The sequence below is a fragment of the Rhizobium rhododendri genome (genome assembly GCF_007000325.2).
GTDB lineage: Bacteria > Pseudomonadota > Alphaproteobacteria > Rhizobiales > Rhizobiaceae > Rhizobium > Rhizobium rhododendri.
In genome coordinates this window covers 302,418-315,112 of sequence record NZ_CP117269.1, presented here as the reverse complement: position 1 = coordinate 315,112, position 12,695 = coordinate 302,418, and the positions used below count along the sequence as shown (strand labels likewise).

Genomic DNA, 12,695 nt, shown 5'->3' with positions numbered 1-12,695 from the left:
GGACCACGCCCAGCAGGGAGCAACCGTTTCCTAAGTCAGAGTTTGCAGAATGGATCCGTAGAAGTCCTGCAGATGTGAAATTTCACGAGATTTTCAGCCGCATTGACTGAAACGAACGGTATTAAAGTGCAGTTCAGTTGACACTAGCCGTTCTGAAGTCGAAAACAATTTTACCCGCACATGGAGATAGCAATGGCTGACGAAACCGAAACAGGCGCGCAAATTGATGTTGCAGCACCAGAGGCTCCAACTGAGGCGCCTGCGTCTAAAAAACAGCGCGCGCCTCGTCGTTCTAAAACCGAGATTGAAGCCGCGGCAGCTGCAAAGACACCAAAGGTTCGCCAGAAGCGGATTGGCAAGGCTGAAGTCGCACCAGTAAGTGGAACAACAACCGTACCTGTTGCCACGAAGAAATCAGTCGCCAAGGGTCCAGCAAATCCCAAGCCTGTCGCACAGCCGGCAACACCGCCAGCACCTCTCACCGCTGGTGATGAGATGGCTGATCTTCTTCAGCTTGAGGAAGAAAACAAGACGCTTCGTCAGGCTTTGGCCGAAAAGTTGCGCGCGGAAAATGCTGATCTGCGCAAGCGCCTCGGCGTTTGATTGATCTCGCTTCAACGTTGTTCGCCGCTCGCGCAATTGATCTTCGTTACCATCGAATAGCTTAGCTTTTGAAATATCCTGGCTCGGCTTCGAGCCGGGACGGAGAGCTGTCAGAATCGTCACATCTCTGCCGCTCAGAAAGAAGTCCTATGAAACCACCTTGGAAATATCTAGCGCAGCTGCTGTCCCGGCAAAGATCCTCCGGGACAGCGGACGAAGCAAGCGCGCCTGACAGCGCTCGAAAGCTTGTCGAAATAGAACTGCAGCCAGCTACGACTATCCTGCTCTCGTCCCAGAAGGCCAATGTTGGAACCGAGCAAGTGGACGAGGGCGAGCCTGAAAACCTCGCACCGGCACCGGCGTCTATCGAGAACGAAATGGTTCCCGAGACGCCTGATCTGCAATTGGACTACCCCGAAGCAGCTAAGGCCGAGGTGACAAAGGAGAAAGCGCAGTCCAACTCCGATCTGTTAGAGGAGCGGCTAGAAGTAGAGGCTGCTGTTCAGTTGCCGAAGCTTCGGCAGGCGAGGTTGAAGACCGCAAAGAAAGTCCGCGTCGGCTCGGCAGACGAAATTCCTGGCGCCGTCGCGGACTTGCCGGTTCCTGCCGCATCTTCCACCGCGGACCCTTTTTTTGAAAACGCCACAAGCCTGGATGAAGACATCAAACATCTCAAGGATCTGCTTGCGCAAAAGTTGCGTATTCAAAATGCCCAGCTCAGAGAAATGCTCAAGCGCTTCGAACGCACCTGAGTACGAAGACCACAATCAGAGAAGAAAATGAGAACACAGCAGCGCAGTTTCGTCGTCGAAATCAAATCGGCACGCCGGCGACTAAAAACACAGCCGAAATCCATCTGGGGCAATACCGATTTCGCGGCTCTGGTGAGGGATACCGAGGCAACCCTTCCGTTTATTCACAACGCCGACTCGGAAACCTTGGTCAGTCGTAAAAACGTGCCAAGCGACCTGGAAAAGAAGATCGAAGTCGCCGAGGTCAGCGAGGCCGGTGGAGAACCGCCTCGCGCGATGCCGCCAGTTGATTCCGACAAGATTGAGCCAAATCAGCACGATGCGGTTTCCAGTGATAGTCAGGTCGTGAAGGTGCCGGCCAGTGAGCCGACACGCCAGACAGCAAAGGCACTGCGTCTTCAAAGACGTCGCCGGTCTATTGCCGAGGATGTCCTCGCAACGCCTTCTGTCGTGATGGCGGTTGATGTAGCCGGGACCCACTCGGATGACTTGGCATTGCTCTCTGCCGAAAACCTCCGCCTGAAGCGGCTCCTTGCGGAACACCTGCGGCACCAGAATGCGCAGCTTAGGAAAATGCTGGAACGTTTTGGAGCAGCCTCACCGACAAATTGACGCGATGTTGAAGATCTGACTGATGGTCGGCGTCGTGGGGAAAGGGGCCATCAAGCGTCCATCGTCATGCCATTGCTTGAGCTAGTTTGTGAGCGATCCAGAGGTATCATGATCCCGAATGTCACTTCGTAGCGACCGACAATTCTGCCTAACGCATGTATCCCTCAAAGCACGTTCAAAGGTAATGAATGCCGTATTTCCTGGTCTCTCACACAGCGCTGGTCGAGGCGGATGATGAAGCAACAGCTGCCGCGAAAGTTTATGGAGAGATTTGCGCCAAAGATAACATAACCTTCACTGTTGCGGCCGATGAGAGCGTCACAACGAAAATCACGATCCGGCGCGCACGAGCATTTAAGTCCATGCCCTAGGCGCCTTCACGCGGGTCTGCTAAAGGCAGCATTCGGGTGGGATCCTGATGAAATTTATTAACGAGGATCCGCAAGCATTTTCAACGCCTTTGCGTCCGTCTTAGCCTCGCCTGTTCTGGTCGAGTTGGAAGCGAAGCGGACGGAATTGGCGACGGGGAGATCACACTTGCGCGGGATTCGACGCGCGAGATGGTCCATGTCGAGCACGCCATGGCCTGCCGCGCGGAAGTCTTGAAACATTCATGGAGCCATGGCGCCGACCGACATCATGTCGATCTTGCAATAGACAAGCAGGATATGGCAATTCGCACAAGTACATCAGCGACACCGCCGAGACCGGCTGGTCTTCCTGGAGAATAATCGCGATCTCCGCGTGAAGAATGGCATGTTTGGGACGGTAAAGGCCGTCGAGCCCGACGCACTACATGTGGAGCTCGACGGCAGTATGTTCTCGCCAGGGGATGGAGTTGGCCTGGTCAGGTTAGACAAAACTTCTTACCAAAGTCTTGATCATGGCTATGCGACGACACTCCACGAGAACCAGGGTGCGCTACCGGGATCAATCGACAAGGCGGTCACCACCACTGTCATGAACGCCACTTGCTGGGATTAGGGGATCGCCCTGATGTAGTCGGCAAGCCCGAAGGATGGCGTGGTATTGTCGATGCCAGTGCTCTCGCGCGTGCCAATCAGCAGGCGCTCACGACCTGGGCAGAAAGGAGGTGGCTGCCAATGCAAAGAGCGAGCTGCGTTGCACGATCACTGTTGTCGTGCTTCCTTCCGACACGTAACTAACCCTCTGTCAGCCACCAGATTTTACAGGCCCAAACAATGATAAGATCGGAACTCGTCCAAATCGTCGCTGCGCGCAATCCTCACCTCTACCACAGAGACGTCGAGCGGATCGTCGATATCATTCTTGAGGAAATTACCGAGGCATTGGAAGAGGGCGGGAGGGTCGAGCTTCGCGGGTTCGGGAGCTTCTCCGTGCGACACCGCGGGCCGCGCTCAGGGCACAACCCGAGAAACGGGGAAACCGTCTTCGTCGATGACAAATGGGTGCCATTTTTCAAGGCCGGAAAGGAAATACAAGAGCGCTTAAATTCCGAGAGTCCGTAAGCCGGAAACGTGTCGCGAAGCGAACCACAGGTCTTGCTGCTGTTGTTTTCGTGTCCAAAAGATCGGCATCAGGCTCTTGGGGGAAGCCAAGCCCTCAATGTTGGATTCGGAGCATCCTGGTGCTGCCGAGATTTCTCTTTAGCCAGCCACTTGGGAAACGGCGCGCCTTAACGTCATCTATTCTGCTCGCACTAGATGCCGACTGCATTTCGATCAAAGCTTTCCTGCCGACTGCACGTGGACTTTATGCCAAGAGTTGAGCAAATTGGCATACTGCTTGAAATTCAAGACCACACCGCAGTTGCCTATGAAAATTGAACATCGGCCAAGGTTCTCATCATCCTCGTCACGGCCGACGACTTACAGGAGTAATAGGAGGTTGTCCCGGAAGGTCTGCAAGTCACCAAACGGGCAACCTTAAGTATCGTCAGATGCCGAGATACCGTGCCTATTTTAACTCCACATCGATTGGCCAGATCGGTTACGGGCAGCTCTTCTTCAAGCAAAATCTGCAGCATTTGAATTCGTTTGGGATGCGCCATGGCCGCCAAAAGAGTGTTGCTGGAGACTATAAAAGTCTCGAAGTGTACCGAAGAAAACTCAGCCATAAAACACCAAATGTCGATCTTTACATCTGCGCTCATATAGAACGCTCGGATCGATTGGCAGCAGTTTATTGGACAAGGCCGCCGAATGTCTATTCAATAAAGCGGGCATCCAGCGCATTTCTCGTCGTGAGGTTGATCAGGGCTTCCCCCATATAGACTGCCAGAATGCTCGCATTTCTCTGGAGCGGTGTGAAAGACTAAAACTAGTATGAGTGGGCCCCCTCCGAGGAGACGGGCCTGTGACGCTCGGATGCCTCAGTTGCAAGAGGTATCACCTGCAGGAAATCATACGGCGTTACGATATTGCACGCCTCTCACGTGAGCGCGGACGGAACGGCGATTAAGTTCGTCGTGCTTTGGCACATTTCGATACACTGCCTATTTCGTCAATTTCATGATAGCTGGAGCCCCGGGACCACCTCGCGTCACAACCCTGAATAAGTTTCCGCCAAGCGCGGGGACTGAAAGCAGCATAAGAAGATCGAGTGTCAATGCCCAAGCCAGGCGATCTTGCGGGCCGCCATAACCATGCTCCAAAAGGACAGTACAAGACCACCTTCTTCACTCACGACATGATTTGGGAGCAATATCTATGGCCGGCAGACCTGGAAATGATGATGTCGGGCAACGGTTATGACTTCATCATGAAGCCCCAGCCAGTTATCAGGATCACCCCGCCGCTTCCGCCGCAGAAAAGCGTGATCCTTAACAAGACGGGCTCGACCAACGGGTTTGGTGGATATATTGCCATGGTGCCTGGCGAAGGCCTTGGAGTCATCGTTCTCGCCAACAAGAACTATCCGAATGAGGCGCGCGTCAAGGCGACTTACTCCCTGATCAAGGCATTGGAGACGAAGTTAGGTTGGCTATTCGCCCACAAACGGCAGCTCTTGGCGCCTGGCATGCTTTGGCGCCATCAGGAGGTCAAGTTCGATCGAAGATGGGCCGAAACGATAAAAAAGGTCCTCTGCTCGCTCGTCATCGAGGACGTATTCCTAGCGAATTGGCCCAGGGAGTCGGCGACGCCCCTTGGTTCATTGGTCCGCCGGAAAGCTTTTTCGCTCACTTTATCTTCCATTTTGGACCCAGAAGGGTCTTAAGTATCTTGCGTTCCTTTCGACGTCGAAGACTGCGGTCGCTGATAATTGGGATCATGAGAATACGCTGCTGGACCGCCCGCCACGATCTCACAGCAATGTCATGAAGCTTGATGGAGAGCTGATCAGCCACGCCTATATCAGTGATATCATTGAGAATGAGAGGAGATACCGATGATCCAAGCGACAATCGCGCTAGTGTTTTTGCTCTACTTCGCGGCTGGACCCACGCCTGCTGGCGCAGCATCTCCCGACGAACCTTCTTACGGCCGAGAACTACAGGGGTTCAAATACCCCTATCCGGTGTCCGCTTATCGCTTCAATTCGCAGGGTGGTCACCTGAAAATGGCCTATATGGATGTCCGGCCCTCAAGTCCGAATGGTAAGATAGTCGTCCTTCTCCACGGCAAGAATTTCTGCGCGGCAACGTGGGAGGGCTCAATCAAAAGCCTTTCGGCGGAGGGCTTCCGGGTAATCGCTGTCGATCAGCTTGGATTTTGCAAATCGAGCAAGCCCGATGGCTACCAGTTCACGTTCCAACAGCTGGCGGGCAACACGCGTGATTTGCTGACCTCCCTTGGAATTCAACATTCAATTATCGTCGGACATTCGACTGGCGGTATGTTGGCCATTCGCTATGCACTGATGTTTCCAGATGCTGTCGATCAACTTGTGCTGGTCGATCCCATTGGTTTGGAGGACTGGAGGGCGAAAGGCGTTCCTTGGCTCAGTCTCGACGGATGGATGAAGCGTGAGCAAAGCGTGTCCGCTGACAGCATCCGAGCTTACGAGCGCTCTACCTACTACGCAGGCACTTGGGATGCGTCATACGAGAAGTGGGTGCAGATGCTGGCGGGGCTTTATCGAGGGGATGGACGCAAAGCAGTTCAAGCCAGCTCGGCGCGGCTCTACGACATGATTGCAACTCAACCAGTGTTTTACGAGTTTGAGAAAATCGCCAAACCGGTTCTGTTAATGATCGGTGACAAGGACACGACCGCCATCGGCAAGGACCTCGCGCCCGCGGCTATCCGGCCGACGCTTGGAAATTATCCGGTACTCGGGAGGCAGGCCGTGAAGCGATTTCAAAATGCGCAGCTCGTCGAATTTCCAGATCTAGGCCACGCTCCTCAGATCCAGGCGCCTGAACGCTTCAATAATGCATTGCTCGACTGGCTGAAGCAGCCGACAAAAGGCGGCTCCGTCATAAAATAGCCGGTGGCGCTGAAACTCAATCTGACCTTTTGAACTGGGACGGCATTTCACTGATTGATGCCGCCGCCCGTTTCCAGGGGCGCCATCGCTTAAATCTGGCGGACGTTCTCGGCTTTTGATTTGCCGGTCTTGCGATCCTGGCCGACCTCGTAGCTGACTTTCTGTCCTTCGCTAAGCGTACCGCCGCTGAGCAAAGCCGAAACGTGAACGAAGACATCACCGCCGCCATTCTCCGGCGTGATGAAGCCAAAACCCTTGTCCTCGTTAAAAAACTTTATGGTACCCGTCGCCATAGTCCATCCTCAAATGTTCGCGGCCGAATGCGGCAGCGAGGAGGTTATAACTAGGATCTCGACGGGATGAAATCCAAAAAAATAGGAGGCCAAGGCTCCAAGTTGTATTTGGAATGCGATGGCGAGACCAAAGGTTGACGGTGGGCTTGGCAATTCGCAATTCATTGGGGAAAGGATATTTCAGGCGTTGCAGCGCCAGCGAGAGTTGGACAGGATCGAGGTCCAATAATCGAAAGGCCTATCATGCGTTTGTTCGCTCCCGCACTTTCCCGAGCCCGCCTCGAGCAGTTGCTTTCCCTCAACGCTAAACATCAGCCTAGTTCGTCCGAAGTAAGTTTGAACATCCCGGAGCACGAGCAACAAAGCCAAGATGCTGCCAAGTCGAGGGAGACAGAGGCCCGCTAGGCATGAAGCTTGGATAATGTTATATATTTCAATATGTTAATGGGAGATACGTAATAGTATTTATGGAACTTTTTCACATATTGGGTGCAAGTGTATTCAGATCTTTTGCTGACGCGCTTGACTCAAAGCTTGTCAAAAAGGGACTTAAGCTCCGCAAAATCGATCTTCGACCGTAACGCCATTGGCTTGGCATTGGCCATCATTCCAATCACATGTATCCAACATCCATTGCGACTGTTTCGAATGCCGCAAATTTGGTGGATTGGAATAAAATACGTCTCGACAAGATCGCCTTTGTAACCAAACGATTCAACCTCTACGAGGGTGCTCATTAAAAATCTCTACCCATGCTAATTCCAGGAACTTTAGCCAATCTTACACCCGCCTGCTAGAACTCCTCCCAGTTCTCGCTGGCCGTGGCGACTGCCTGAGTGCCGCCGTTAAAGGCACCGGCAAGTTTCGAGCGCAGGGATCGCGCCGGGGACGCAACGGGTGACACTCCCGCATGAGGGGACCTCACCTGAATGGCCCGAACAGGGGAGTGAGGCGATGCAAGGTGAGGAGCTGAGCGGCTCGTGCCCCTAGCGGTCGGCGATGCATTCGCAGCGAAGCCTCCTGAGGTGGCTCCTAGGTTGAACTGGCCGAGCAGGTCGTTCAGCGCGGCCACCTCCTTGGTGAGGCTGTAGCTGGCGGCCGTAGACTGCTCAACCATCGCCGCATTCTGCTGGGTGCCTTGGTCGATCGTGTTCACAGCCGTGTTGATCTCCGCCAATCCGGTCGACTGTTCGCGCGCCGCTTCCACGATAGCTCGCACGTTTTGGTCGATCTCTTCAACTTCCTTGACGATCTGTTCAAGCGACTGACCAGTTCGTCCCACAAGCTCGACACCATTTTTAACCTGAGATCCAGATGTCGAGATCAGCGCCTTAATTTCTTTGGCGGCTTGGGCGGAACGCTGGGCCAACTCGCGCACCTCTTGCGCAACAACTGCAAAGCCCTTACCGGCCTCACCTGCTCGTGCGGCTTCCACACCGGCATTGAGCGCCAGTAGATTTGTTTGGAAGGCGATCTCGTCGATTACGCCGATGATGTTGGATATCTCGCTTGAGGATTTTTCGATGCCCTGCATGGCGGCAACTGCGTCGCGCATGACTTCGCCCGACTTCAACGCACCCAATTTCGCGCGCCCGACAAGCTGCCCCGCATCTTCAGCGCGTTTGGTAGAATCTTTCACCGTCGTGGTGATCTCTTCCAAGGCCGCGGCGGTCTGCTCCACCGAGGCCGCCTGCTGCTCCGTGCGCTTAGACAGATCATCAGCCGCCGCACGGATCTCGTTGGCGCCGGAATCGATCGCCTGAGCATTTTCGGCGACGGCTCTGAGAGTGTGCTGAAGCTTGTCCATCGAGCCATTGAAGTTCTCCCGCAACCCGTCGAGATGGGAAACAAACGCGGTCTCAATGCGGTAAGACATGTTGCCGCTGGAAAGCTCGCCCAAAATCTCCAGCCCTGGGCTTCACCGCAAGCCAAATATAGAAACGCCCGCATCATCAGCGGGCGTCTTGTCAATCACGTTGGCTTGGAAACAATCGCTTAGCGAGCTACCGATGCCCGGGCTACGCTGTGAATGTCGGCGCGATCGATGCCGAGGTCCTGCAGCTCACGTGAGCTCATGCGGCCGAGTTCGGTTACGGTTTGACGATACTTGCGCCAAGTGCTGAAAGAGCGTGCTACGTTCATGATGATCCCCTTTCGTGAGGTGTCGTGACGCCAGCAACCATTCTTGGTCCCAACGTCGTTTCGATGATTGGAATATAGGCCCATGCGCGCCCATCGATAAGACACAAGGTCTCAGGTCGGCCATGCACTCACAGCATGGGTCCGGTCAGAAGATGAGCAGAAAGGGCTATCAGGCCCGGAACCGGTCGAAGGCAGTGAGGCGTTTAACGGGAGGATCTGCGTCTGGATAACGGTAGATTTCGGTTCTCAGATAGCGGAGCTCATCATCGAGCGCTTCTTCCCCAACCTCGATCCACCAGGATTTCAGGCGGCCGTCGCTTCCGTCGGACCAGCGATAGCCTCGCGCCTTCAGGTGGTCCTTCATGTCGAAGGGACTGTTCTCCGCAAAGATCCGGACACGCGACCTCTTGCTTGCCTCATAGAGCTCGGCAAAAGCGGTGGAAGCCGATCCGTCCCCTTCGCGAACCAGGACCTCCAGAAGTGCAAAGCAATCATCGACTGCACGATGACCCTCATGAAAATATCCCGCCTGACCGATCAGGTATCCGAGCTTGGTGCCTTCATATCCCCGCGACGACCAGTCGATCTCGGAGTTGGAGCAAGCCCAGGCCTTGCCGGAAAACAGGTGACAAAATGCCTCGCAGAATGGCCGGTCAAAGCCGGCATTGTGGGCGATCAACAGATCCGCTGGTTCGATCAGCGCCTGCAACGCAGCCATATCGATTGACTGTCCGGCGACCATCTCGTCGGTGATGCCGGTGAGCCGGGTGCTATCGGAAGGAATAGCAACGCTCGGCTGCTGAAGCCCACCATAGAGCCCAGTGACGTCACCGAAGTTCCCTGTGTCATCGAAAGTGAAAGCGATCACGCCAATCTCGATGATCTCATCCTTGCGCGCATTGAGACCCGTGGTTTCAGTGTCGAGAATGATGCCTTTGAGGGGGTACTCTGGACGTGCAAACGGTGAAATCGCGCGCGGCAATAGCTTCTGCAGGATCCGATATCGACCTGTTTCCGACAGATGCCGGACCATGTCCTCTTCACTCATCGGGATGGCATGCTTTTCGACCTTGGCGGCTTTGGAGGGGCCACGCGTGACCATCGGATCGCGCGCAGCCTGCTCCGAAAACATGTCAAACTGTTCTGCCATTCCTGTTGCCAAAGCCCCGCCGCCAATTTTCCACCTTCAAAACACGGCACGATCGGCAGATCAACCTTGTTGGTGGGGTACGATTTCAGACAATCTGGCCAGCAAGGTTCACAACTGCGCAGTTTCACGCACTGACAGCTCTTGGGTGGTTGGCCAGAAGCGTCCCAAATAGGAAGGGCATACCAGCTGTAGCAGGAACTGCGAAAGCCGTTCGCCTCCCGCAAGACCGGTTAAAAGGGTTGCCGCAGGAGGGTCAGCATAGCGACGGCAACGCCGGGATCCGGGATCGACAGCCCCGGCGCGCGGGTCCGCTTCTCACATTCCAGAGCCCCCACCTTGCCTCCATGACCAGAATTGACGGCAAATAGATCCCAAGCTCCGCCCGCGATGAACCAGATTTGCAGCATCCACCAGGCACAGGGTCTGTTGGTTTGCGCTATCAATGCCAGGTGCTGCGTCGTCCGGCGCGGCGATTCACAAACCACAGAATGTGGTGTTGGCGGAGTATTTCTTGTGCGACGAAAATGCACCGTCGTGTGCGCCAGAGTGCCCTCCACGCGATAGTCCCAGCGACCACGTCCCTGGGGCCATCAATGGATGGCTGACCGCCTCGATCCCGATCGGAAGGCCTATCCTGAAGAATTTATCGAACAACACCGTCTTCCGACATTGCCTGTCCATCATCGACGTGGCTGGCACGTTCTGCGGCGAGTTCTCCAGTACGCCCAGCCAGATCAGCGGGCGAACGAGATTATGTGCGATAAACCAACCCGCCTCGTGTCGGGGGCCGAGCGGTCCCCTCGCCGGGAAAAGCTCCACCGGGAGTGCCCATTCGGTATAATCGCCAAGCGTCACCCAGTCGCCCAATCGGGTCGAGACGATGCCCAGCATATGCCTAAGATCCCATAACAGGGCAGCAGCTTCGGGAGAAAGACTCTCCTGCATCGGAGCGGCCAGCATCCATTCTGCGAGAACAGCCTGAAGTTCCCCGTGATTGCCGAGTATCGACCTGCCCCGCTTCGTGAGCAGGGCGCTACCTTTGTAGTGGCGGATGATACGAAGGTCCTGCAGCGCCCAATGCAGGATGGAGAGTGGAGGGAAATCTGGCTCGTTGAGAACCTTATTCACGGAATAGAGGATTTCCGGTTCATACCCCGGGAGCATTCCGAGCCGGGTGTTGTGCAGGCAGACCGTCCAGCAGGAGACCTTCATGCCACCCTCTTTGCGCGCCGCAGTCAGAGCGGCCAACATGTCGCCGCGCTCAACGACATTGCGTGCCATCAGCGGGCGGATCTCCTTGCTCGCCCAGGTCTCCTCGCTCGGGCGATAGTAAACCGTTCCGTCCTCGGGAAAATAGGCCTTCTGGTCCGGGCTGCGAGGCTGCAGGAACCGTCCGGCGTGATAGGAGGTGGCGAGGCTGACGGTGTTGAGACCGGCGCGCGGTCGCGCAACTCGGCGCTAGCTTGCGCCAGGCCCTGGTCCTGAAGGTCCCAGGGATAGGTCCACATGGAAAGATGCATGGTCCCGCCTCGTTCTATGAATTGTTGACTGCAGCAGTTCGTGCTGCAGGTTCGTGTTCTTCTGTCACCTGTCGATCGGCTCGGCGACCTGTATCAGGCAGTCGCCGGCCTGGCTGTCGCAATGCAGGCGGTGCGAGATGACGATTCCACCTTCTGCGAAATACAGCGGCTCCTCCGCCAGATCCAGACGTTCCATGTCGTGATACCAGCCCGCGACGTCACCGCAGGAGACGGTCGTGCCAAGCGCCACTGCCGGCTCGAACCAGCCGCGCCGCTCGGCATAGATGCCTTGGCTATGGCGTGACAGGGATAGTAGCTGCAGCGGGCCACGTACCGGTAGAGGCGCCATCGAAAGGATCGGCATTTCGACAATCCCGAGGGCAAGAAGCAGGCGGTCAATGACCGAGGCCGTAAAGGCCATGCTTTCCGGTGTCACCGTTCCACCGCCGCCAAACTCGCCCGAAAGTCCGATCGCGCCGGCGCGGCTCGCTGATCCCATCGATGTCGGCGCCGCTGGACCATTGTCGGCAATGAACGCGTAGGAACCGCCCATGGCGGCGAGAAGCGCGGTTGCACGTCGAAAGCGTTCCTCGTCCGCCTGTCGTTCGATCAGCGTGCAGGGCAGATGCGCCATCGAGGTGCCCCCCGAATGAAGATCGAGAACGACGTCGTGGGAAGGAAAGAGCCGCCTCTCCAGAAAATCCGCAAGGCGCGCCGTCGGGGTGCCGAGGGGATCGCCGGGAAAAGCCCGGTTGAGATTGCCACCATCCAGAGGAGAACAGCGACCTGCCGCCATGACGGCCGGCAGGTTGGCCATTGGCAGGATGGTTACAGCGCCACGCATCTTCGACAGCTCAAGACGGCGCATCAGGCGCCCGAGCTGGAGCTCTCCCTCATACTCGTCGCCGTGATTGCCCGCCATGAGTAGGATGCTAGGCCCCTCTCCGTTCTTGAGCCGGAGGATCGGAATTCGGATCTGGTAGTATGGCGATCGATCGACTGAAAAGGGGATGGCGAGAAAGCCGGTCTGTCGGCCTTCCTGCGAAAAATCGATCGGATTGACGAGGCCACTATGCATTTTATCTCCAGTATGGCAGCGCTTGCGGCGCGGACGCGCCGCTCGAATTAAAGGTCGATTTCAGTCGAGATGCCGATCATGCAGTTTGACGAAGGGATGAAACGCAAACGACATTGCGGCGGGAGCCCGCCAAAA

Annotated in this window: 11 protein-coding genes and 5 pseudogenes; 7 read left to right on the top strand and 9 right to left on the bottom strand. The window is 55.8% G+C overall.

The annotated features are described in order from the left end of the window. Positions 1 to 192 precede the first annotated feature (192 nt). The 5 genes and pseudogenes from PR018_RS26430 to PR018_RS26410 all read left to right on the top strand — a co-directional run bounded on the left by PR018_RS26430 (position 193) and on the right by PR018_RS26410 (position 3,457). A complete protein-coding gene (locus PR018_RS26430) occupies positions 193 to 603 on the top strand; it encodes a SyrB-like regulator (RefSeq protein ID WP_142832460.1) in 411 nt (136 codons plus the stop codon). A gap of 149 nt (positions 604 to 752) precedes the next feature. After that, positions 753 to 1,355 carry a hypothetical protein gene (locus tag PR018_RS26425; protein ID WP_142832459.1) on the top strand — a complete coding sequence of 201 codons (603 nt, stop codon included), beginning with the start codon at positions 753 to 755 and terminating at the stop codon, positions 1,353 to 1,355. A gap of 27 nt (positions 1,356 to 1,382) precedes the next feature. Further along, positions 1,383 to 1,967 (top strand): hypothetical protein, encoded by a 585-nt coding sequence (locus PR018_RS26420; protein ID WP_142832458.1) that lies wholly within the window; start codon positions 1,383 to 1,385, stop codon positions 1,965 to 1,967. A gap of 699 nt (positions 1,968 to 2,666) precedes the next feature. After that, positions 2,667 to 2,888, top strand: a pseudogene (locus PR018_RS28650) (hypothetical protein); the annotation flags it as partial. Positions 2,889 to 3,169: 281 nt separating this feature from the next. Beyond that, on the top strand, positions 3,170 to 3,457 hold the full coding sequence (locus PR018_RS26410; protein ID WP_142832457.1) for an integration host factor subunit beta: 288 nt from the start codon (positions 3,170 to 3,172) through the stop codon (positions 3,455 to 3,457). A 305-nt stretch (positions 3,458 to 3,762) separates the two neighbouring features. Here PR018_RS26410 and PR018_RS28645 read toward each other — a convergent pair whose 3' ends face one another. After that, positions 3,763 to 3,975: an ArsR/SmtB family transcription factor gene (locus tag PR018_RS28645; RefSeq protein ID WP_425064181.1), complete on the bottom strand. Its 213-nt coding sequence runs from the start codon at positions 3,973 to 3,975 to the stop codon at positions 3,763 to 3,765. A 581-nt stretch (positions 3,976 to 4,556) separates the two neighbouring features. Between PR018_RS28645 and PR018_RS26405 the strand changes: the two are divergent. After that, positions 4,557 to 4,847 (top strand): annotated as a pseudogene (locus PR018_RS26405) (class C beta-lactamase); the annotation flags it as partial. 84 nt (positions 4,848 to 4,931) lie between these two features. On the opposite strand, the pseudogene PR018_RS26400 reads toward PR018_RS26405, so the two are convergent. Continuing rightward, positions 4,932 to 5,143, bottom strand: a pseudogene (locus PR018_RS26400) (hypothetical protein). A 193-nt stretch (positions 5,144 to 5,336) separates the two neighbouring features. Between PR018_RS26400 and PR018_RS26395 the strand changes: the two are divergent. Next, positions 5,337 to 6,377: an alpha/beta fold hydrolase gene (locus PR018_RS26395; protein WP_142832455.1), complete on the top strand. Its 1,041-nt coding sequence runs from the start codon at positions 5,337 to 5,339 to the stop codon at positions 6,375 to 6,377. 89 nt (positions 6,378 to 6,466) lie between these two features. On the opposite strand, the gene PR018_RS26390 is transcribed toward PR018_RS26395, so the two are convergent. The 7 genes and pseudogenes from PR018_RS26390 to PR018_RS26360 all read right to left on the bottom strand — a co-directional run bounded on the left by PR018_RS26390 (position 6,467) and on the right by PR018_RS26360 (position 12,560). Beyond that, positions 6,467 to 6,670, bottom strand: a complete 204-nt coding sequence (locus tag PR018_RS26390; RefSeq protein ID WP_142832454.1) for a cold-shock protein — start codon at positions 6,668 to 6,670, stop codon at positions 6,467 to 6,469. Positions 6,671 to 7,197: 527 nt separating this feature from the next. Next, positions 7,198 to 7,407, bottom strand: coding sequence for a hypothetical protein (locus tag PR018_RS26385; RefSeq protein ID WP_142832453.1), 210 nt, complete (start codon positions 7,405 to 7,407; stop codon positions 7,198 to 7,200). Positions 7,408 to 7,463: 56 nt separating this feature from the next. Beyond that, positions 7,464 to 8,570 (bottom strand): annotated as a pseudogene (locus tag PR018_RS26380) (methyl-accepting chemotaxis protein); the annotation flags it as partial. A 95-nt stretch (positions 8,571 to 8,665) separates the two neighbouring features. Next, positions 8,666 to 8,812: a DUF1127 domain-containing protein gene (locus tag PR018_RS26375; RefSeq protein WP_142832422.1), complete on the bottom strand. Its 147-nt coding sequence runs from the start codon at positions 8,810 to 8,812 to the stop codon at positions 8,666 to 8,668. Between the two features lie 169 nt (positions 8,813 to 8,981). Beyond that, entirely contained in the window at positions 8,982 to 9,860 is an 879-nt protein-coding gene (locus PR018_RS26370; RefSeq protein ID WP_425064180.1) for a 3'-5' exonuclease, read from the bottom strand. Positions 9,861 to 11,120: 1,260 nt separating this feature from the next. Beyond that, positions 11,121 to 11,482, bottom strand: a pseudogene (locus PR018_RS26365) (hypothetical protein); the annotation flags it as partial. Between the two features lie 64 nt (positions 11,483 to 11,546). After that, a complete protein-coding gene (locus PR018_RS26360; RefSeq protein WP_142832420.1) occupies positions 11,547 to 12,560 on the bottom strand; it encodes a succinylglutamate desuccinylase/aspartoacylase family protein in 1,014 nt (337 codons plus the stop codon). Between the last annotated feature and the right edge of the window lie 135 nt (positions 12,561 to 12,695).

Excerpts from the sequence above, each read along its gene's own strand:
- PR018_RS26360 (WP_142832420.1), bottom strand. The coding sequence starts at position 12,560 with ATGCATAGTGGCCTCGTCAATCCGATCGATTTTTCGCAGGAAGGCCGA.
- PR018_RS28645 (WP_425064181.1), bottom strand. The coding sequence starts at position 3,975 with ATGCTGCAGATTTTGCTTGAAGAAGAGCTGCCCGTAACCGATCTGGCC.
- PR018_RS26390 (WP_142832454.1), bottom strand. The coding sequence starts at position 6,670 with ATGGCGACGGGTACCATAAAGTTTTTTAACGAGGACAAGGGTTTTGGC.
- PR018_RS26410 (WP_142832457.1), top strand. The coding sequence starts at position 3,170 with ATGATAAGATCGGAACTCGTCCAAATCGTCGCTGCGCGCAATCCTCAC.
- PR018_RS26425 (WP_142832459.1), top strand. The coding sequence starts at position 753 with ATGAAACCACCTTGGAAATATCTAGCGCAGCTGCTGTCCCGGCAAAGA.
- PR018_RS26385 (WP_142832453.1), bottom strand. The coding sequence starts at position 7,407 with ATGAGCACCCTCGTAGAGGTTGAATCGTTTGGTTACAAAGGCGATCTT.
- PR018_RS26420 (WP_142832458.1), top strand. The coding sequence starts at position 1,383 with ATGAGAACACAGCAGCGCAGTTTCGTCGTCGAAATCAAATCGGCACGC.
- PR018_RS26395 (WP_142832455.1), top strand. The coding sequence starts at position 5,337 with ATGATCCAAGCGACAATCGCGCTAGTGTTTTTGCTCTACTTCGCGGCT.
- PR018_RS26375 (WP_142832422.1), bottom strand. The coding sequence starts at position 8,812 with ATGAACGTAGCACGCTCTTTCAGCACTTGGCGCAAGTATCGTCAAACC.
- PR018_RS26370 (WP_425064180.1), bottom strand. The coding sequence starts at position 9,860 with ATGAGTGAAGAGGACATGGTCCGGCATCTGTCGGAAACAGGTCGATAT.
- PR018_RS26430 (WP_142832460.1), top strand. The coding sequence starts at position 193 with ATGGCTGACGAAACCGAAACAGGCGCGCAAATTGATGTTGCAGCACCA.